This window comes from Streptococcus parasanguinis, assembly GCF_001069785.1.
In the GTDB taxonomy this organism is placed as follows: domain Bacteria; phylum Bacillota; class Bacilli; order Lactobacillales; family Streptococcaceae; genus Streptococcus; species Streptococcus parasanguinis_T.
On the sequence record NZ_JVSR01000028.1, the window covers coordinates 34,435 to 55,139 of the forward strand.

19 protein-coding genes are annotated in these 20,705 nt (G+C 41.4%); 11 read left to right on the forward strand and 8 right to left on the reverse strand.

Annotated features, from left to right (window positions below):
* Positions 1 to 81: 81 nt before the first annotated feature.
* Positions 82 to 765, reverse strand: coding sequence for a DUF4947 domain-containing protein (locus ADG03_RS02005; RefSeq protein ID WP_049471783.1), 684 nt, complete (start codon positions 763 to 765; stop codon positions 82 to 84).
* 89 nt (positions 766 to 854) lie between these two features.
* Positions 855 to 2,102: a carbohydrate-binding domain-containing protein gene (locus tag ADG03_RS02010; RefSeq protein WP_049471784.1), complete on the reverse strand. Its 1,248-nt coding sequence runs from the start codon at positions 2,100 to 2,102 to the stop codon at positions 855 to 857.
* A gap of 216 nt (positions 2,103 to 2,318) precedes the next feature.
* On the opposite strand from ADG03_RS02010, the gene ADG03_RS02015 reads away from it, so the two are divergent.
* The 11 genes from ADG03_RS02015 to ADG03_RS02065 all read left to right on the forward strand — a co-directional run bounded on the left by ADG03_RS02015 (position 2,319) and on the right by ADG03_RS02065 (position 13,105).
* Positions 2,319 to 3,098 (forward strand): polyphosphate polymerase domain-containing protein, encoded by a 780-nt coding sequence (locus tag ADG03_RS02015; protein ID WP_021154130.1) that lies wholly within the window; start codon positions 2,319 to 2,321, stop codon positions 3,096 to 3,098.
* Positions 3,091 to 3,774 carry a DUF4956 domain-containing protein gene (locus tag ADG03_RS02020; RefSeq protein ID WP_049471785.1) on the forward strand — a complete coding sequence of 228 codons (684 nt, stop codon included), beginning with the start codon at positions 3,091 to 3,093 and terminating at the stop codon, positions 3,772 to 3,774. The genes ADG03_RS02015 and ADG03_RS02020 overlap by 8 nt, the downstream gene beginning before the upstream one ends.
* A gap of 92 nt (positions 3,775 to 3,866) precedes the next feature.
* Positions 3,867 to 5,126, forward strand: coding sequence for a S41 family peptidase (locus tag ADG03_RS02025; protein WP_049471786.1), 1,260 nt, complete (start codon positions 3,867 to 3,869; stop codon positions 5,124 to 5,126).
* A 171-nt stretch (positions 5,127 to 5,297) separates the two neighbouring features.
* Positions 5,298 to 5,426, forward strand: coding sequence for a teichoic acid D-Ala incorporation-associated protein DltX (locus ADG03_RS02030; protein ID WP_003002102.1), 129 nt, complete (start codon positions 5,298 to 5,300; stop codon positions 5,424 to 5,426).
* 18 nt (positions 5,427 to 5,444) lie between these two features.
* A complete protein-coding gene (dltA, locus tag ADG03_RS02035) occupies positions 5,445 to 6,995 on the forward strand; it encodes a D-alanine--poly(phosphoribitol) ligase subunit DltA (RefSeq protein ID WP_049471787.1) in 1,551 nt (516 codons plus the stop codon).
* Entirely contained in the window at positions 6,992 to 8,245 is a 1,254-nt protein-coding gene (gene dltB / locus ADG03_RS02040) for a D-alanyl-lipoteichoic acid biosynthesis protein DltB (RefSeq protein ID WP_049471788.1), read from the forward strand. The genes dltA and dltB overlap by 4 nt, the downstream gene beginning before the upstream one ends.
* A gap of 14 nt (positions 8,246 to 8,259) precedes the next feature.
* The gene (gene dltC / locus ADG03_RS02045; protein WP_024055455.1) at positions 8,260 to 8,499 is read left to right on the forward strand and encodes a D-alanine--poly(phosphoribitol) ligase subunit DltC; all 240 of its coding nucleotides are present in this window, start codon (positions 8,260 to 8,262) and stop codon (positions 8,497 to 8,499) included.
* Positions 8,492 to 9,760 carry a D-alanyl-lipoteichoic acid biosynthesis protein DltD gene (gene dltD, locus ADG03_RS02050; RefSeq protein ID WP_049471789.1) on the forward strand — a complete coding sequence of 423 codons (1,269 nt, stop codon included), beginning with the start codon at positions 8,492 to 8,494 and terminating at the stop codon, positions 9,758 to 9,760. Before dltC ends, dltD begins: the two co-directional genes overlap by 8 nt.
* Positions 9,761 to 10,011: 251 nt before the next feature.
* Positions 10,012 to 10,236, forward strand: coding sequence for a hypothetical protein (locus tag ADG03_RS02055; RefSeq protein ID WP_021154124.1), 225 nt, complete (start codon positions 10,012 to 10,014; stop codon positions 10,234 to 10,236).
* Between the two features lie 97 nt (positions 10,237 to 10,333).
* Entirely contained in the window at positions 10,334 to 12,088 is a 1,755-nt protein-coding gene (gene aspS, locus ADG03_RS02060) for an aspartate--tRNA ligase (protein WP_049471790.1), read from the forward strand.
* A gap of 75 nt (positions 12,089 to 12,163) precedes the next feature.
* Entirely contained in the window at positions 12,164 to 13,105 is a 942-nt protein-coding gene (locus tag ADG03_RS02065) for a YitT family protein (RefSeq protein WP_049471791.1), read from the forward strand.
* A gap of 29 nt (positions 13,106 to 13,134) precedes the next feature.
* On the opposite strand, the gene pulA is transcribed toward ADG03_RS02065, so the two are convergent.
* The 6 genes from pulA to ADG03_RS02095 all read right to left on the reverse strand — a co-directional run bounded on the left by pulA (position 13,135) and on the right by ADG03_RS02095 (position 20,693).
* Positions 13,135 to 15,210, reverse strand: a complete 2,076-nt coding sequence (pulA, locus tag ADG03_RS02070) for a type I pullulanase (RefSeq protein WP_049471792.1) — start codon at positions 15,208 to 15,210, stop codon at positions 13,135 to 13,137.
* 8 nt (positions 15,211 to 15,218) lie between these two features.
* The gene (locus ADG03_RS02075; protein WP_013904333.1) at positions 15,219 to 16,202 is read right to left on the reverse strand and encodes a LacI family DNA-binding transcriptional regulator; all 984 of its coding nucleotides are present in this window, start codon (positions 16,200 to 16,202) and stop codon (positions 15,219 to 15,221) included.
* An 11-nt stretch (positions 16,203 to 16,213) separates the two neighbouring features.
* Positions 16,214 to 17,026 carry a DUF1189 family protein gene (locus ADG03_RS02080; protein ID WP_021154118.1) on the reverse strand — a complete coding sequence of 271 codons (813 nt, stop codon included), beginning with the start codon at positions 17,024 to 17,026 and terminating at the stop codon, positions 16,214 to 16,216.
* Between the two features lie 143 nt (positions 17,027 to 17,169).
* On the reverse strand, positions 17,170 to 18,012 hold the full coding sequence (locus ADG03_RS02085) for a sugar ABC transporter permease (RefSeq protein ID WP_021154117.1): 843 nt from the start codon (positions 18,010 to 18,012) through the stop codon (positions 17,170 to 17,172).
* 1 nt (position 18,013) lies between these two features.
* Positions 18,014 to 19,309, reverse strand: coding sequence for a carbohydrate ABC transporter permease (locus tag ADG03_RS02090; protein ID WP_031574712.1), 1,296 nt, complete (start codon positions 19,307 to 19,309; stop codon positions 18,014 to 18,016).
* Between the two features lie 127 nt (positions 19,310 to 19,436).
* Positions 19,437 to 20,693 (reverse strand): extracellular solute-binding protein, encoded by a 1,257-nt coding sequence (locus ADG03_RS02095; protein ID WP_049471793.1) that lies wholly within the window; start codon positions 20,691 to 20,693, stop codon positions 19,437 to 19,439.
* Positions 20,694 to 20,705 lie beyond the last annotated feature (12 nt).

Consider the following 20,705-nt stretch of genomic DNA (forward strand, 5'->3'; position numbering starts at 1 on the left):
GGGAACTCCCAACAGAATGTGTTGGGAGTTTTTTGTTTCATGTGAAACAAAAATTCTCGCTTGTCTAAGCGAGAATGTAAATTATTTAAAGAAGACGATATCAGGATTTGGAGTAATATAGAGAAGTTGGTCGTTTTCAAAGACCAGTTGGATAGTGTTGTTTTTATAGGTGTAAATGGTGTAGTTTACTCCGAATTTAGAAGCTTGTTTGAGATCAACAGCTCCCATCAAAAAGGCGTGAGCTTGTTCCCCTGTGATTTTTCCCTCGTGGTAGAGCCCTTTAATATTTTCTAATTCGGTATTTTCAAAAGATTCGGCAATATAAGCAGGGTCTGTTATTTGTTTCTCTGGATTCCCAAGAATTGTTTGGACAAGAGCGGTGGTATATCCTTCATAATCCGGCGTCTGTGCAAAAATTTTATCGTCATTTCTAGAGTAGGCTACTTTTAGGTTCCCTGTCGCATAAATCTTATCTTTTGGAGCTTCTTGAGCATTTTTAGGGAGTCCTTCGGTCGTGACGATGTCAGAAGAGGTTTCCGTAGTAGTTGAGGGAGAGCTAGAGGAGTTGCTTGAGCTATTTGAACTGGTTGAGCGACTCGGGAGGCTAGAACGACTCGAGCTACTTTTTTTAAAGGTTTTCTTTTTTGAGCTGGTAGCAGTGGGTACTTTTTTAAAGTTGATCTTAAGGTCCGGCACACAGGCTGATAGAAAAAGAAGAGACAGCAAGAGTGTGAACAAAAGAGGTAGTGTCTGTTTTTTCATCATGTTCCTTTCGATAAGCTGATTGAATTTCTATTCTATCATAAAAAAGGCAACAAAAAAAGGTCAGGAAGAAATCCTGCCTTTGTTTGTTATTATTGATGCCCGCCTCCAGGTCCACCGCCTTGAGGTCCGCCACCGCCTGGAGCCCCACCGCCTCCAGGCATGGAGTTGACAATTTCCGTTTGTTTTTCACCGTTGATATAGATGTCTCCGCCAGTGTAGGTAGCAGTACCATCAAAGTCGAATCCAGATTGTCCCGTTAATTTAATGGTTCCTCCGGTAACAGTGATATTTCCATTCGAATCAATTGGATCGGTATCGCCTTGGCCAACTTCAACGTTGAGGGTTCCACCATTCATGGTGAAGAAAATTTCATCTTGGTTAGCATTAGCATTGGCTGCATTGACACCATCATCAGTTGCGTAGATGGTGATATCACCACCGTTGATGGTGATCGATTTTCCTTCGAGACCTTCGACAGACTCTGTTACCTCATAGGTTCCGCTATCGATGATCAGATCTCCAGAAGCATGGATTCCGTCGTCTCCTGCGGTGATGGTCATTTTGTTATCTGAAAGATACATGGTTCCGACCGAAGTATCTTCATCATTATCCACCTTGACTGCATCTTCATCTGCATCGATGGTCATGGTCGTACCAGTGATATTGAGTTCGTCATTGACGTTGAAGGCATCTCCTACAGCCGTGATCTTATAGGTTCCACCTGTGATATGGAGAGTGTCATTGGCCTTGATACCGTTGTTCTTCTTGGCGTCAATGTTGAGTGTACCTGAACCATTGATGGTGAGGTCGCCTTTAGAGAAGATGACCGCATCGGCATCTTCATCATTGTTTGAACTTGAATCAGACAAGGTATTGGTCGTGCCGTCTGCTAGAGTGAGGTAGACATGACCTGCTTTCGTAGCAGAAATTGGCGCGTTGGTGTTGGTCATGGTAACGCCTTTCAAGACGATGTGAACATCATCTGAGTCACCTGCTTCGACCTTGATTTGAACTCCATCGGATTCACCAGAGATGACATAGGTTCCAGCCTTTGAGATGGTCACGGTGGATCCAGATACAGTAACGCCGTCACCTGATACACTTGCAGACGAACCAGACAGTTTTACAGTAGAGGCTTTGCTTTCATCATAAGAGCTGTCCTTGTCCTTATCTGTAAAATAGTTGGAATTGTTTGTTTTATTTTTTGAAGTAGAAGTAGCGGTTGTTTGTGCAGTATTGCTTTTTGTAGCTGATTGTGATGACGCCTGGGTGCAAGCTGTCAGTAAGGTGAGGGTTGCGGCCCCCGTTAATAAAAATTTCCATTTGTTTGATTTCATGAGCTTTTCCTCTCGTTCAATTGATATGCTCCTAGTCTAAAGTTGCTAGCTGAAAGTTTCCTAAAGTTTTTCTGAAAGGAACCTTAACTTTAGTTTTCTTTAAGTTTGGCTTAATGACCAGTTAAGAAAGTCCCATTAAACTAGAAAGCACGTAAGTCGTATTCATACTGACTGAAGGTTAGAAATAATAGATCCCCCCCTTAAAGGAGAAGAAACATGAAAAAAACAATTGAGACAAGTTTCAAACGAATCGAAACAAAATATATCGTCGCAAAAGATGACGTGAAGGACTTGATTAAAGACTTAAAAGAATACGTCGTAGAAGATGATTACCCAACCTCAACCATTTCAAACATTTATTTTGATACGGAAAATTTTGATGTCATTCAAGATGCTCTTGCCAAACAACACCGCCGTGAAAAAATTCGGATGCGGACTTATATAGAAAAACCTCAAGCAGACAGTCCAGTGTTTCTAGAGGTGAAGTCAAAAGATGAAGAAGGAATTGGCCATAAATTCCGTCTAGTTGCCACTTCACAAGCCATTATCAACTTGATGACAGATGGGAAAGTAGATCATCAGATACAAGATCCAGACTTAGTGCAAGAGATTCAGAGATTACGCAAACGTTATGGTCATCGATTGGAACCACGGATGTTCATTTACTATGATCGCTTGTCTCTCAAAGAAAAGAAATCCATTCAGGGTTATCCTTATCAGAAGATTCGCGTGACAATCGATCAAAACTTAGTCTTTCGAGATCAGGCTGTTAGCCTTTTTGATGGGAAGAAAGGAGAACCTCTACTAGAGGATGACTTCGTGATCATGGAAATTAAGGCTCCTGGGCAAGAACCTAAATGGCTAAAGGATATTTTAGATAAGTACGGACTGGTCAAACAGAAATTTTCAAAATATAGCTGTGCTTATCATAAATCACAAGGCTTGGATTATGCCCCAAGACCAGTTCAAGAAACGGTAGGTGCTGCCTATGTCTAATCTATTTGATTCTATTTTTAATAATGCTACAGCAACGGTGGATCCCTTGCGCTTGCTGCTGGCCCTTTTGGTCAGCCTCTTTCTAGGGCTGGCCCTATCTTGGACCTATAAATACCGGACACTTTACACTCGAGAGTTTGTCATTAGTTTGACCTTGCTTCCTTGTATGATGACCTTAGTGATCTTTTTGGTCAATGGAAGTTTGGGAACCTCGATTGCAGTGGCAGGGACCTTTAGTTTGATCCGTTTTCGTTCGGCTACGAGTGGTTCGAGAGAGTTGATTGCCATTTTCTTAGCTATGATTATAGGACTAGCGGCAGGTTCAGGCTATCTTTTATTGGCCATATTATCAACCCTTTCTTTACTAGGGGTATGGCTGGTATTAGAGAACAAACAGAGCAAGGCAGACCATCAACGGCGCCGTCATTTGACCATTACCGTCTCAAAACAAGATTCTGTTGCAGAACAAATCAGCCAGTTGTTGGACCAAAGGTGTTCAGAGATTGACTTTATTTCTGTCACAACGGCCCAAGCTGGAGAACAACTGACCTTGAACTATGAGGTAAATATGAAATCAAACATTGATGATTTTGGCCTTGCCAATCTATTGATTAGCAAGATTGAAAATTGTGATGTCGCTCTGACAAAGAAAGCGAAGAAAAGAAAGAATTTATAACTGCTATCCTACTTTAGGATAGTTTTTTAGGGTTTTAAGAACTTTTTAAGAAAAAGTGGTATACTGTTTCTAAAAAATGGAAGGAATCCTTTATGAAAAAGACTGCTATTTTTGAAGATGTCGTCTCTATTATGACCCATGATTCATCTACCATCAAGGATCGAAAAGGATGCGATCTAGAGCCTTTTCGAGAAAACATTACAGATGATATGACAGATGATGCCTTTCTCTATCAAGTTAAGACTTACCTAGCTAGTTTTGGGGTGATCGGGCATGTTTCCTTTCGAGATAAAAAGGCCAGTCCAAAAGGGTTTCTTTTGAGAATAAACGGACAGAAACTGTATGTTGAGGAAGCTAATGAAGATACGGGTCTTCAAGTAGGAGATCAGATCCTAGGTTTGGATGGAAGTGACTTGGATCAGATAGCTTCTCTTCATAAAGACTATTTTATCAGTAAGACCCCTGAAAGACACTACCGAGAATGGGCGGATTTGGTCTCTCAGTCAACGAGTGTCACCCTGCTTCGAGAAGGGATAGAAAAGACCATTGAAGTAGTCCCTAGTCGAGAACCGATCCAAGATCAGATTTTTTGGAAAAGATTAGACGATGAGATTCTTTATCTTCGTCTGGATAACTTTATGGATGAAGGAGCCATTAGTCGGGTATATCAAGAGTGTTTACCGATGATGACGGAAGTCAAGTTTCTTCTCATTGATGTTCGACAGAACGGCGGAGGGACAGATTCTTTATATATCCCTCTATTACATCTAGGTTTAGAAAAGGATCAGGGCTATGATTCGCTTGACGGGGACGATGATGGTATGGAAATTCTCTATACGGAACGCAATGTTGATCTGCGCTTGAAAGATTTTGAGGACTGGATGCAACAGGAAGAAATTAGTCCTGAAACAGTTAAGCTGCTTGAAGATATGAAAAAGGATTTGCTCCGCCATCGAGGCAAAGGTTATGTACTGTATCAGCAAGAAAGCGAGGAATTCTTCCCAGAGGTTAAAGGTGGCCACTATCCTGAACGGATCTTTATATTGTCGGATATCTACTGCGCTTCATCTGGGGATAACTTTGTTCAGATGATGAAACAGTTTAAGAAGGTAACGGTGGTGGGTCGACCAACTCTCGGGATTCTAGACTACTCTAATTGTTGTACGGTTGATTATGGCAATTTTTGTTTAATGTTTCCCACCTCTCGCTGTTTAAGCGTGGATAAAGGGAAAGGGATGACGGATCAGGGTGTTCTACCCGATATAGAGATTCCTTGGACACCTAGCCATTTCGAGAGAGATGTGGATCTGGACAAGTGTCTGGAGTTGATTCGTCAGGGGAATGTTAAATAAAACAGGATTTCAATCAGAAAAACTGATTAAAGAAAAAAATCCTTTGGTTAGAAGGGATAAATGTCTGAAATGATAACGTTTTCTACGACATTCTCACTATGTTTAAAATTGCTTACTTGGTATAAAAAATGGTAAAATAGTGAGTAACAATCAAAATGAAGAGTGAAACTTATGAAACATAAAACACTTTATAAATTTATCGGGCAGACGGTCTTGTATTTCGCCATTTTCCTAGCCCTACTTTATTTCTTTAGTTACCTTGGTCAAGGTCAGGGTGGCTTTATCTACAACGAATTTTAGAAAAGGAGACTCCTACCCGTGTCAAACCAACCTATTCACGATATGATCGAGACAATTGAACGTTATGCGCAACTACAACCAGACTATCCGGTCTACAATGTCCTTGGTGAGGAGCATACCTATGGCCAATTGAAGGCTGATTCAGATAGCTTGGCTGCCCACATTGATCAAATGGGACTTCCTGAAAAGTCACCTGTTGTTGTCTTTGGTGGACAAGAATATGAAATGTTAGCAACCTTTGTGGCCTTGACAAAATCTGGCCATGCCTATATCCCAATTGATAGCCACTCTGCCTTGGAGCGCGTGTCTGCCATTGTTGAAGTAGCAGAGCCAAGCTTGATTATTGCCATCAATGAATTTCCATTGGAAAACCCAGCTGCTCCAATCATGTCCTTGGAGCAAGTGCGTGAAGCTTATGCGGCTCAGCATGCCTATGACTTGAAACATCCGGTCAAAGGGGATGATAACTACTACATCATCTTTACCTCAGGGACAACTGGGAAACCAAAAGGGGTGCAAATTTCGCACGATAACTTGCTCAGCTTTACCAACTGGATGATTACGGACAAGGAATTTGCAACGCCAGAGCGTCCGCAAATGTTGGCGCAACCGCCCTATTCCTTTGACTTGTCTGTCATGTACTGGGCACCGACCTTGGCTCTTGGAGGAACGCTTTTTGCTCTTCCATCAGCCATTACTCAAGACTTCAAACAACTCTTTGCGACCATCTTTTCTCTTCCGATTGCTATCTGGACTTCAACACCATCTTTTGCAGATATGGCCATGTTGTCTGAAGATTTCAATGCTGAAAAAATGCCAGGGATCACCCATTTCTACTTTGATGGGGAAGAGTTGACAGTCAAGACTGCTCAGAAATTGCGCGAGCGTTTCCCAAATGCACGCATCATCAATGCCTACGGCCCAACAGAAGCAACTGTAGCTCTTTCGGCTGTAGCCGTAACAGATGAGATGTTAGCTACTTTGAAACGTCTGCCAATTGGTTATACCAAAGAAGATTCTCCAACCTTCATCATTGATGAGGCAGGCAACAAATTGCCAAATGGTGAGCAAGGGGAAATCATCGTGTCTGGACCAGCCGTTTCAAAAGGTTATATGAATAATCCAGAGAAAACAGCAGAAGCCTTCTTCGAATTTGAAGGTCTGCCAGCCTACCATACGGGAGATGTCGGAACCATGACGGATGAAGGACTCCTTCTCTATGGTGGTCGAATGGACTTCCAAATCAAGTTTAACGGTTATCGTATCGAGCTAGAGGATGTCTCTCAAAACTTGAATAAATCGAAGTATATTGACTCAGCAGTCGCAGTACCGCGTTATAATAAAGATCACAAGGTGCAAAATCTCTTGGCCTATGTCATCTTAAAAGAGGGCGTCAAAGAACAATTTGAGCGCGAAATTGATATCACGAAAGCCATTAAGGAAGATTTAGAAAACATCATGATGTCTTATATGATGCCTTCAAAATTCCTTTACCGTGACAGCCTGCCATTAACACCAAACGGGAAAATCGACATCAAAGGGTTGATTAGCGAGGTTAACAACCGATGATCGAGTTTTTGAAACAGCTCCCTCATTTAGAACACTATGGAACACCGATCTATTTTATCTACCTCATTCTAGCTTTTTTGCCGATCTTTGTGGGTCTCTTTTTCAAAAAGCGGTTTCCGGTATATGAAGGACTTGTGAGTCTGATCTTTATCATTTTGATGCTGACAGGTTCGAATCTCAAGCAAATTTATGCCTTACTCTTTTACGTAGTCTGGCAAATCTTGATTGTGTATTCCTACAAATTTTATCGTCAGAAAGCGGACAATAAGTGGATTTTCTATCTTCATTCCTTCTTGTCTGTCTTGCCCTTGATCTTTGTTAAGGTAGAGCCAGCGATCAAGAATGGACACCAATCCTTGTTTGGATTTTTAGGGATTTCTTATTTGACCTTCCGGGCTGTCGGAATGATCATCGAAATGCGAGATGGTGTCTTGAAAGAATTCACACTTTGGGAATTCTTACGTTTTATGCTCTTTATGCCGACCTTCTCAAGTGGGCCGATTGATCGTTTCAAGCGTTTTAATGAGGATTATAAAGCCATTCCTGAGCGCGAAGAATTATTGGATATGTTGGAGCAAGCTGTTAAGTACATTATGTATGGCTTCCTTTATAAATTTATCCTAGCTCATATTTTTGGCCACTTATTGTTAGGTCATGTGCAGACCTATGCTTTGTCTCAAGGTGGATTCTTCAACATCGGAACGCTGGGAGTCATGTATGTTTATGGCTTTGACCTTTTCTTTGACTTTGCAGGGTATTCCATGTTTGCTTTAGCAGCTTCCAATTTGATGGGGATTAAAAGTCCCATCAACTTTGACCGTCCTTTTAAATCACGTGATTTAAAGGAATTCTGGAATCGCTGGCATATGAGTTTATCTTTCTGGTTCCGTGATTTTGTCTTTATGCGTCTCGTAATGGTGCTGATGCGCAATAAAGTGTTCAAGAGCCGGATTACCACCTCAAATGTTGCCTACATTATTAATATGTTGGTCATGGGCTTCTGGCATGGAGTGACCTGGTACTATATCGCTTATGGGCTCTTCCATGGGCTTGGAATGGTTATCAATGATGCTTGGATTCGCAAGAAAAAGACCATCAATAAAGAAAGAAAAGCAAAAGGATTGGATCCGATACCGGACAATCGTTGGACCAAGGCTTTGGGGATCTTTATCACCTTTAATACAGTGATGCTGTCCTTCCTGATCTTCTCAGGATTCTTGGATCAGCAATGGTTCCCAAAAGTGAAATAAAAGGAGAATAAAAAATGGATGTAAAATCACAAGTAATTGAAATTATTGACGAATTGTTTATGGAAGATGTCTCAGACATGATGGATGAGGATCTCTTTGATGCGGGTGTTCTTGATAGTATGGGAACAGTCGAATTGATTGTGGAATTGGAAAGTCGCTTTGGCATCCGTGTTCCTGTATCAGAATTTGGACGCGATGATTGGAACACTGCCAACAAGATCGTAGAAGGTGTAACGGAGCTTCAGAATGCTTAAGCGTTTATGGCTGATTTTAGGGCCCGTATTTTGCGCGCTCCTCATGGTAGCAGCTTTATTATTCTTTTATCCAATCAATCATAAGCACAACTATACTGAAGAGAAAAAAGCTGCGGTTAGTCTGAATGCAGAAGGCTTCAAGAGTCGTACAAAGAAGCAAGAAGCACTTTCGGATCCACAGCATCGCTTTGTTCCTTATTTCGGCTCAAGTGAATGGTTGCGTTTTGATGTGGTGCATCCAGCAGTTTTGGCTGAAAAATATGACCGCAATTACAGACCCTACTTTTTAGGAGAACGTGGTGCGGCTTCTTTGAACCAGTATTTTGGAATGCAACAGATTTTGCCAGAACTCAAGGACAATACAGCTGTTTATGTGGTTTCTCCGCAATGGTTTACCAAAAAGGGATACGATTCCTCTGCCTTTCAACAATTCTTTAATAGCGATCAGTTGAATAGCTTTATTGCCAATCACCAACAGGATGCTGCATCCCAGTATGCTGCAAAGCGTCTGTTACAACAGTATCCAAATGTCGCCTTTCAAAGTGTTGTAACAAAAATTTCTCAAGGAAAGAAAATTTCCAGATTTGATCAGTCTTTGAACCAGTTTGTTTCCCACCTTGTCCAGCGCGAAGATGCTTTGTTTAGTAATCTTGCAACGCGTACAAACGGGAATTACGATAAGAAGGTCAAAAAACGTCTACAAGATTTACCAGATCAATTCTCATATGAGAAATTGGAAGAAATTGCAACGGCTGAAGCAAAAGTCAAAACCAATAACAACGACCTTGGAATCAGCAATCATTTTTACAATACTCGTTTAAAAATGAAGTTGAAGAAACTAAAAGGTTTCCAAAAAAACGAATCCTATGTTCAATCTCCTGAGTACAATGACTTGCAGTTGGTTCTAGACCAGTTTGCTAAATCTCGGACCAATGTTATCTTTGTCATTCCTCCAGTTAATGCCAAATGGATGAAATACACAGGCTTGAGCCAAGAAAAGTATGAACAGGCTGTTCAAAAGATTCGTTACCAATTGGAAAGTCAAGGATTCACCAATATTGCAGACTTTTCTAAAGATGGTGATCAGCCCTACTTTATGGAAGATACGATTCATATGGGATGGAATGGTTGGCTAGCCTTTGATAAAGCGGTCAATCCCTTTGTCACAAAGGCTGAAAAAGCACCAACTTACCATCTAAATGATCGCTTCTTCAGCAAAGACTGGGCCCAATATAAAGGGACACCAGACGAATTTAAATAATGCTTGATCAAAGGGGGCAGGATCAAATCCTGGCTCCTTGATTTGTGAGGAAAGTGACGAGAAAGTCACAAATAAGCAAGAGAGTTATCCACAGGCTGTGGGAAACTTGCTTGTAAATGGATGAAAGCAAGTCCTGATGCTGACGACGCTTCCTCTTTTGAGGGGGCAAAAGGTGAAAGTTATCCACATTTTTGTGGATAAGTGATAAAAAACAGTGGATAAGTCAGCTGGTTTGTGAAAAGGAGAATAGTGTGAAAAAAATTTGGTTTTACGCAATCGTTCAGGGAATTGTGATCTTTTTTATTGTGGGTGGCATGACCTATGTACTTAGGGGAGATTTCTTTTTCCGCTACCTATCCCCTATTTTTGGACTAGCAGCAGCTGTCTTGCGATTTGGGACGGCGACTTTAATGAAGGTGCTAGCACCCACTCTCTACGATGATCCCAAAAAGAAAGAAGAGAGCCACGATAATTAAAGAAGTTGGTGACTGAAAAAGTTGAGCTAAAGGCCACTTTCTGCTGGTCTTTATGGTAAAATAGAAGGAAGAATATTAGTTTGGAGATTAATTAGAAATGAAACGTTCAATGTATGCTGGACGTGTTCGTGAAGAACACATTGGAACTCGTATTACCTTGAAAGGATGGGTTAGCCGTCGTCGTGACTTGGGTGGTTTGATCTTTATCGATCTACGCGACCGCGAAGGGATCATGCAATTGGTGATCAATCCAGAAACAGTTAGTGCAGAAGTAATGGCTACAGCTGAAAGCATCCGTAGTGAATATGTTGTAGAAGTGACAGGTCTTGTGGAAGCTCGTGAACAAGCTAATCCAAACTTGCCTACAGGAGCAGTAGAACTCAAGGTAGAAGCTATTACGGTTCTCAATACTGCCAAAACAACACCATTTGAAATCAAGGACGGTATTGAAGCCAATGATGATACTCGTCTTCGTTACCGCTACTTAGACCTTCGTCGTCCTGAGATGTTGGAAAACCTCAAACTCCGTGCAAAAGTAACCCATTCGATTCGCAATTACTTAGATGAATTAGAATTTATTGATGTGGAAACACCGTTTCTTTCTAAGTCAACTCCAGAAGGAGCACGTGACTATTTGGTTCCTTCCCGTGTCAATAAGGGTCATTTCTATGCCCTTCCTCAAAGTCCTCAAATTACAAAACAATTGTTGATGAATGCTGGATTTGATCGCTATTATCAAATCGTGAAGTGTTTCCGTGATGAGGATTTACGGGGAGACCGTCAACCTGAGTTTACACAAGTCGACTTGGAAACTTCTTTCTTGAGTGATCAAGAAATCCAGGATATCACAGAAGGCTTGATTTCACGTGTCATGAAAGAAACCAAGGGAATTGAAGTAACACTCCCATTCCCACGGATGAATTATGATGACGCTATGGCCTTGTATGGTTCAGATAAACCAGATACACGTTTTGAAATGTTGCTCCAAGACTTGACAGAGCTTGTCAAGGGTGTAGACTTCAAAGTCTTCTCAGAAGCTCCGGCAGTTAAGGCGATTGTCGTAAAAGGGGCAGCAGATCATTACTCTCGTAAAGACATCGATAAATTGACAGAAGTTGCGAAGCAATACGGTGCAAAAGGTCTTGCTTGGGTAAAATATGCTGAAGGTGCTTTGAACGGTCCTGTTGCGAAGTTCTTGACAGACTTGACAAGTGACTTGACAGCTGCTTTACAGTTAGAAGACAAGGATCTAGTTCTCTTTGTAGCAGATACTCTTGAAGTAGCCAATGCAACGCTTGGTGCTTTGCGTGTTCGTCTTGCGAAAGAGCTTGACTTGATTGACAACAATCAATACAACTTCCTTTGGGTAGTGGATTGGCCAATGTTTGAGTGGTCTGAAGAAGAAGGCCGTTATATGTCTGCTCACCATCCATTTACACTCCCACAAGCTGAAACAGAGCATGAATTGGAAGGCGATCTTTCAAAAGTTCGAGCGATTGCCTATGATATCGTCTTAAATGGCTATGAATTAGGTGGAGGAAGCCTACGGATTAATCATAAAGATTTACAAGAACGGATGTTCAAGGCGCTTGGATTTACAAAAGAAGCTGCTAATGAACAATTTGGGTTCTTGTTGGAAGCAATGGATTACGGTTTCCCACCACATGGAGGATTGGCGATTGGCTTGGACCGCTTCGTAATGCTTCTTGCAGGTGAAGACAATATTCGGGAAGTCATTGCCTTTCCTAAGAATAACAAGGCGACAGATCCAATGACACAAGCTCCTTCTGTCGTTTCTGAGAAACAATTGGATGAGTTAAACCTTCAAGTAGAAGTGGCAGAGCAAGAATAGGACAAGAGAGAAAAAGGAAAGTCTAGGAATTAGTTGCTTTAAGATTCTCCTTTTCTTCTAATCGATGGATTGAAAATGAAAAAAACTCGCTTTTATAAGCTATTTCGCTATCATGTGCGGCGACTAGCTTATAACATTAAATTATTGCGCGTGCTGAAGAGCATCTCCCGTGAGAAATACGATGAAAAAGTGTCAGCTTCCTTGCTGTATGGTTTTCTATCAGCGATTGCCGTCAACTTCTTCTTTCAACCAGGACATGTATACTCCAGCGGTGCAACAGGTCTAGCTCAGATTTTATCTGTTCTGAGCCAACGCTTTATTGGCTTTACGATTCCCGTTTCCTTGACTTTTTATGCCATCAATATCCCTTTGATGATTGTGGCTTGGTATCAAATTGGCCATAAATTTACCATCTTTACCTTTATTACGGTTTCGATGAGTTCCCTCTTTATTCAGTTCGTGCCAGTGATTACGTTGACCAACGATCCGATCATGAATGCCCTATTTGGTGGGGTTGTCATGGGAACAGGGATTGGTTTTGCTCTTCGGAACAACATTTCCAGTGGAGGAACGGATATTGTCAGTTTGACGATTCGAAAACGGACAGGAAAGAATGTCGGCAGCATCTCCTTTTTGGTCAATGGGACCATTATGTTGATCGCTGGTCTGACCTTTGGTTGGAAGTATGCTCTTTACTCTATGATTACCATCTTCGTATCGAGTCGAGTAACGGATGCTGTCTTTACCAAGCAAAAACGGATGCAGGCAATGATCGTAACGAGCCAGCCAGATGCCATTATTGAAAAGATCCATAAAAAATTGCATCGTGGAGCAACCATTATCCACAATGCAGAAGGAACCTATAACCATCAGGAAAAAGCAGTTCTGCTGACAGTTATTACGCGTGCAGAGTTTAATGAATTCAAATATATTATGAAAAAAGCTGATCCTCAGGCTTTTATCACCATTTCAGAAAACGTTCATATCATCGGACGCTTTGTGGAAACAGAAGAATAAAAATAAAGGTCACCACATTGTGGTGACCTTTATTTTGCTGATTCAGTTTCATGGAGAAGGAGCCAACTATGGGCAGGAATAGAAAGTTCCTTTCCTTTAGGAATAGGGGTTTTTAGGTTGGTATGAGGATAGACAAATAACAGGTGACTATCGCTCGGATGTTGATAGGTCTGTTCTTGATCACCGATATTGACAAGAATCGTTATTTTTTCACGATCTTTCTCAATCGTGTAGATCAAATGATGATCAGACAACCATTTGACATCACAGTAGTCGCGAATCTCTTGCCCTTTTTTCAAACGAAGGAGTGGCTGTGATTTCCGATAAGCAATCAATTCTTCAAGAAAAGCAATTTCTTCTTGGCATTTTGGAAGGGATGTCCAGTCCAATTGGTTGAGACTATCTGGCAAGTTATAGGTGTTGTCTTCGAGCCCTTTTGTGCGATAAAATTCTTGACCAGCATGGATAAACGGCACTCCTTGAGCTAGTAACACTAAATGAAGAGCTAATCGTGAGAGAGCTTTTCGATCTTCTAGACGAATCTCTTCCTTTTCAAATTGGAAATAATCAAAAACAGTTGCATTGTCGTGGCATTCGACGTACTGAATGGCTTGTTGAGGTTGGGTGAAATGAGCAGGCCCTAGCTTCCCGACATTCGCCGTTAGAATGTTAGCAAAATCATTCGCGGAATGTTGACTCTCACGACGGTGACCAGCTACAAGTGTTCTCTTGATCGTATCCCGGAAGTTATCACTGAAAAAGCCAAAGGCTGGTAATCGTTTCGCGTTATATTGGTGAGCGAGCTGATCTTCAGAGAGGCCTGTATCCATCTTCCACCCTTCCCCATAGAGATAGATGTTAGGATAGATTTCACGGAGTTCTTCTGCAATCTCTGTCATGGTTTGAATGTCTAGGATTCCCATCAAGTCAAAGCGGAAACCATCAAAGCCGTAGAGGGAAACCCATTGTTTGAGGGATTGCTTGATATAGTGTCTCACCATGGAGCGTTCACTTGCTACGTCATTTCCACAGAAGGTTCCATTGGTCCGCTCGCCCTCTGCATTATAACGGTAGAAATAACCAGGAACGATCTGTTCAAAAGCGTATTCGTCTGCTTGGTAGACGTGATTGTAGACTACATCCATGATAACACTCAGATTGGCGCGGTGATAGGTGTCAATGGTGTCTTGGAGCTCTAGGATTCGTGCATAAGGATCGTTAGGATCACTCGCATAGCTGCCTTCTGGAACATTGTATTGAACAGGATCATAGCCCCAGTTGTAGGCTTTCCATTGATCCTCTTCATCGACACTACCGAAATCATAGACAGGAAGTAACTGTACATGGGTAATGCCCAGTTTTTGAAGGTAATCAAATCCAAGGATCTGGCCATTTAGTTGGGGCGATTCTGTTAAACCTTTAAACTTACCAGGATGCTTAAAGCCAGCCTCTTTTTGGACAGAGAAATCACGAACGCTCATCTCGTAAATGATTGCCTCTGTTGGGTCTAATTGACGAGTGGCACGCGTGATAGGACGTGTGATCTTCTTCCGGTCGATGACCAAGCTATCTCCAGAGTTCGCTAAAGAGGATAGAGCATAGGGATCGTGAATCCGACGTTCTAGGCCATTGACACGAAACTTATAGTGGTAGGTAGCTCCTTCCCAATCCCCTTTGAGCACGAGTTCCCAGACACCGTTTTCTGTACGATTCATCGGATAGACCTGATCTTCGATATGGAGGGTCACATCTTGCGAAATCGGTGCCCAGAATTTAAATTGTGTCTGACTTGGTGTGTAGAAACTTCCTAGATCCTCTCCACTATAGGTGAAGGTTTGATCAAAAATGGGTTTGCGAACAATTTGACGATAGTGGAGAATAGAAGAATTTCCAGCGGCATCGTAGATGGTGTATTCTTCACCAAGTTCAAGCGGAATAGGGCTTAAGAAATAGTCTCCTGTATCAGTCGCTCCACTTGACGTTTTGACAGGGATTAAGGAAAGACGACCTTGGTTTGTTTCCAAATAAAAAGGAAGGATATGCTCCTCTCCTTTTTGGATACGAATCAGGTCTTGGTCATCTAAATAAGCAGTAAATGTAGACATAAAGACTCCTAAAGTTTCGTAATGGTATGGTCAATCAATTGACGGTAGCAAACAGTTTTTCCTTCTTTGTGATCCTTGATAATTTGAAGAATTGTCCGAACAGACTCACGTCCTAGTTCCACCGCATTGATGTCAATATAGGCTTCAATATCGAGTCGTGGCTTGATCGAATCAAAGGAAATAATCGGGATTGTCAGCTGGTGTTCTAGTAAGTATTGGCGCACCCCTTCAGCAACGAGAATATCGGTTGTCATGATGGCATCTAACTCTGCTAGGGGAAGGCTTTCCATCATTTGATAAGAATTGTCTTCTAACATAAAACCAAATGAAAAATGAACCAGTTTTTCATCGAGAGGAATCCCTGCTTTTTGGAGGGCTTCTTTATAACCTTCGTAGCGGTCTTGAGATACGAACAGTTCTTTGTTTCCCCCGATAAAAGCAATTTTTCGGTAGTTTTGTTGAATGAAATAATCCGTCGCATCAAATGCAGCCTTGATATTATCATTATCCACTAGCGATACAAAAGGTGAAGCTGCCTTTCCGAGAATGAGGAAGGGGAACTTGTCTTTGATCGCAAATTCAACGAGGGGATCATTCGGGTTGGAATAAAGGAAAATCAAACCATCTACACGGTTACCGTAGATCAGTTGTTTGAGGTTGTCGAGCCGCCGTTCTTCATTTTGCCCCGTACAGATTTGGATAGCATAATCATTGTCTGATGCGATCTGGGTGATCCCTCTTAAAACAGTTGGGAAGAAAGGATTCTGGTAGAAGACGTCACTGTCGATTGGTAGGACCAAAGCAATGACTTGACTAGATTGGCTGACAAGGCTGCGAGCATTAAGATTGGGATGGTAGTCCAATTCGACCATGGCCTCACGGACACGTTTTTTTGTTTCATCACTAATCGTGGATTTGTTTTGGATGACGCGCGTGACAGTTGAAGGCGCGACGCCAGCGAGTTTCGCCACATCTTTGATGGTAACACGCATGAGAAAACCTCCTAGCGGTGATAGTCTGGATCACGGAAGTGGGTCTTATAAAATACCATAGCAAGATAGAGTACAAATAAGACATTTTGGATCATGATCGTCGTAGTAAATACTTGATGGAATAGTAAACTGATGAAGACACTCAGTAAAATAGGGAGTCCCAAGCAATTCAGAATACAATTGAAACATTCCTTGAAAGTTTGTAGTGAAAAGAGTCGAGATTTTCGTGTCAAGTAGAGGAAGAAAGATGCCCCTACGATGAGAATCAAATAATTGACTGTCGATAAGAAGCCAGAGAAAATCACGAGAAAGAGACTGACAGGGAGTCGATTGTCGCGAAACCAATCGCTAGAGATAGCTTGAGTGAAGCTTTTTTTATCCCGAAGGCTCTCTTGATTAATAGCCTGGTATGAGACTGTAGCGAGTTCTTTATTCTCTTTTGAGATAATCAATTGTTTGCGATCAAAATGGAGTGTTAACTCCTTGCCTTCACTAGCCTTTGCCTCTTGGCCTAAGATAACCTGTCCTTTTGAAGTCTTGTGTACAGGGTTAGTCCCTGTATAGGTGAGCTCTTGGTCTTTGATCACGACGTGTTCTTGGATATCTTTCATAACGTCTGTTGATAAAGGATCAAACACATCGCTGACAAAGGTTGTCAAAGGATAGGTTTTGAGTTGAGCATTTTGCAGAGCCACAGGTAATAGTGTGATAGAGATTAGAAAGAAAGAAGTAAAAATCATTTGGAACCAGCTCAGTTTTTTGCGGTTTGCAAAAGAAGAGCGGAAATTGAAGATACTTGCGAAATAATTAAAAGGATAGGGCATAAGATGACCTTTCTAAACATAAGAGTATCAGAAATGCAAAGAGAAATCTCTTTGATTGATTTTATTCTTAACGAAGGGTAGTAAAGCATCCACCATACTACCCTTAACTTAAAAATAAAATGTGCTTGAAATAAGATTCTATTTTATCCTTTATCCCCACCAGCTGTCAAGCCTGAAACAAAGTTCTTTTGTAGGAAGAAGAATAAGATACAGATTGGAACCGCGATCAAAATAGCACCGGCTGCAAAGAAGGCGATTTTTTGATTTTTTTGGTCACTGATAAAGGTTTGAAGACCAACGGCTACCGTATAGTTCACTTCGTCACGAAGCAAGAATTTAGACAAGATATAGTCTCCGAAAGGCCCCATGAAAGCCCAAAGCGCTTGAACGGCAATCATTGGACGAACAAGAGGGAGGACGATTTGCCAGAAGCGACGGAAGTGTCCAGCTCCATCCAATTTCGCAGATTCATCGAGGGAAATTGGAACAGTATCGAAGTATCCCTTCATCAACCAGGCATTCATTGGAATACCACCACCAACATAAAGGAAGATCAAGAACCAAGGTTGGTTCAAGGCATTCAGCATCAAAGCCATAACGAAGAAGGCTGTGAGGGCTGCCATGGTTGGGACCATTTGAATAATCAAGAAGAAGACCAAACTTTGTTTACGCGCCAAGAAATTGTAACGGCTGTATGCGTAACCTGCAAAGGTAACGATACTTGTTTGTACAATCATGGTGATAATGGCGATAACCAAGGTGTTCATATACCAAGTGCCATAATGAGTTTCAGAGAAAAGTTTTGAGAAGTTATCAAAACTAAGATTGCCACTAAAATCAAGTGTAAAGGCACTGACATTCCCTGATTTGAAGGCTGATAGAACCGTAATCAACAATGGATAAATGATAACGATTGAAAGAACCACCATGTACAGGTAAGTCAAGAAATGATTGAGGCGGCGTTTAAATTGAACTGAATTTTTCATTTTATACATCCTCCATATCAAATGCATGTAGTTTCTTGAAGGCAACCATAGAGATTGAGATCACAATCACAGAGATAATCAAGGTTACCGCTGCGGCCATTGAATATTGAGGAGAAGAATTGGTTGTCAACTTGTAGATCCATGAGATCAAGATATCTGTAGATCCAGCGTTTCCTCCGACAGAACCAGGTCCTCCATCGTTAAACAAGTAAATGATGGAGAAGTTATTAAAGTTGAAAGTATATTGACTGATCAAAGTTGGAGCTGCAACAGCCATAATCATTGGGAAAGTGATGCTGCGGAATTTTTGCCAACCGTTGGCACCATCAATATAAGCAGCTTCGTAAAGATCGTTTGGAATCGATTGAAGAATCCCTAAAGTCAAGACGTAAATGTAAGGGAAGCCGAGCCAACCTTGCATCATAATCAAAGCAATTTTTGTCCAAGTAGGATCTGTCTTCCAAGGAATCAAAATGCCATCTAAGAATGGGAAAATCTTCGCAAACAATGGGATAACTTGTGCATTGATAGCACCGACACTATCGTTAAACATATTTGAGAAAGTTAAGATAGTGATGAAGGCTGGAACAGCCCATGGGAGCAAGAAGATAACCCCAAAGATTCGTTTTCCTTTTACGAATGGTTGGTTTGCAACAATAGCGGTCAAGATACCGAGTACGATTTGAAGAGTAGAAGCTGCGAGTGCCCAAATCAAGGTCCAGCCAAGAACAGATGTAAAGGCTGAGCGGAAGGTACTCAAGGTCCACATATTAGTGAAGTTTTGGAACCCGATCCAATCGAGCAAGGTTGTTGGAGCGGTATGTTTGAAGTCGTAGTTGGTAAAGGCGATCATCAAAGTTACTAAAACTGGGAAGATAATCGCAAATGTCATAGCAATGTATGAAGGAATGATCAATAAATATGGGAAGCCATTTTCATAGATGGCTTGAACCATTTCTTTTCCAGTTTTTGGAACAGCGATGCCATTGTTGATACGTTTTGCAACGGTTCCAGCATCCTTAATATTTAAGGCATAAAATAGGAAGTAAACAATGGTAATGATCAAGTGGAAGGCGCCACGAATCAAGATAAAGAGAGAATTATCTTGTCCACGGACGGTTCCAAGTGTAACCAATTTCGCTAATTCTCCAACTCCGATTCCTAGGAAATAGGCGAGAAAGAGAACAGTTACGGCAAGAAAAATATAGCCTTTGGTTTTTTGTTTGTTATAAATTTGCCCAAGACCCGGGATCAAAGAGAGCCACATAGCCTTTTTAGGGTTTTGTTCTGTAGTCATTCAAATCTCCTTATAATGTCCTTGCTAGAGAGCAAGAAGACAAGTCAGACAGTAAGTTGTGTTTGAAAATTGAACATAAGAGGTTGGGACTTTGTCTCCAACCTCTTACTCACACCTAAAAACTGTCTTATTTGCTACCGAATTTTTGTTCGATGGTTTCTTTAATCAATTTCACTGCATCGTCAGCAGATGCTTTTGCAGATTTTTTACCACTTACAGCATCGAAAAGCATAGTAGCAGCTGGATCCCAAACCGCACTCATTTCTGAGATATTTGGCATTGGTTGAGCGTTCTTGAATTGATCAACAACGGCAGTTGTCAATTCATCGTTTTTGCTAACCGCATATTTACGAGCTTCTGTGTTGGCAGGAACTTCATTGGTCTTGTCAAACAAAGCTTTTTGTTGGTCAGTACTTGTCAAGAAGTCAATGAATTTTTGAGCGCCATCAAGGTTTTTCGCACCTGCAGGGATAACCCAAGCTTTACCACCACCAAAGGCAGCATATTGTTTTCCGTTTGGAAGAGTTGGAATCGTTGCGACACCGTAGTTTACTTTAGCTTCTTTCAATGAAGCAGCTTTCCAAGGACCATCGATGATAGCAGCTGTTTTACCTTCTTGGAATTGTGTTTGGATGAAGTTAGCAGCAGCTTTTGTATCTTGCAAACCTTTTGGCCATTTAGCATACCAAGTTTTTGCATATTCGATACCATCGACAGAACCTTGGTTGTTCAATCCAATATCTTTAGGATCTGTACCGTCTTTACCAAACACATAACCGCCGTTACCTGAAAGTAAACCGTAAGTGTAGTAGAAGTTTGTCCAGTCAGCTAAGAAGGCAGTTGTTTTACCAGGTTCGCTAGCGAAGTCGTACTTGCTATCTTTTGCAAGATTTTCAAGATCACCAAATGTTTTTGGAGCTTCGCTTAAAAGATCTTTGTTATAGTAGAGAACCAATGTTTCGATGACAGCAGGTGCACCGTAAACTTTACCACCGTTTGTTACAAGAGCTTCAGTTGTTTTATCTGTATGGCTATCTTTGTTTAATGTCACTTCAGCCAATTGACCATCGCTACCAAGACCACCTACACGGTCGTATGGAGCCATCATTACGTCTGGAGCTTTTTTAGATTGGTTATCAAGAGAAAGGTTATCCAATCCACCAAGAGCATCACCAGTCTTGATGTTAATTTTTACGCCATTTTCTTTTTCAAAAGCTTTTGCAGCTTCTTCAACATAAGATTTGTAGCCTTTGTCTACATAGACGTTGATTTCTTTACTTGCCTCAGAAGAACCTGATGAGTTATTGCTACAAGCAGCAAGTAAGAAGCCGGCAAAACCAACTGTACCAAGTACAGCAGCACTACGTAAAATTGTACGTTTCATGATTTATTCCTC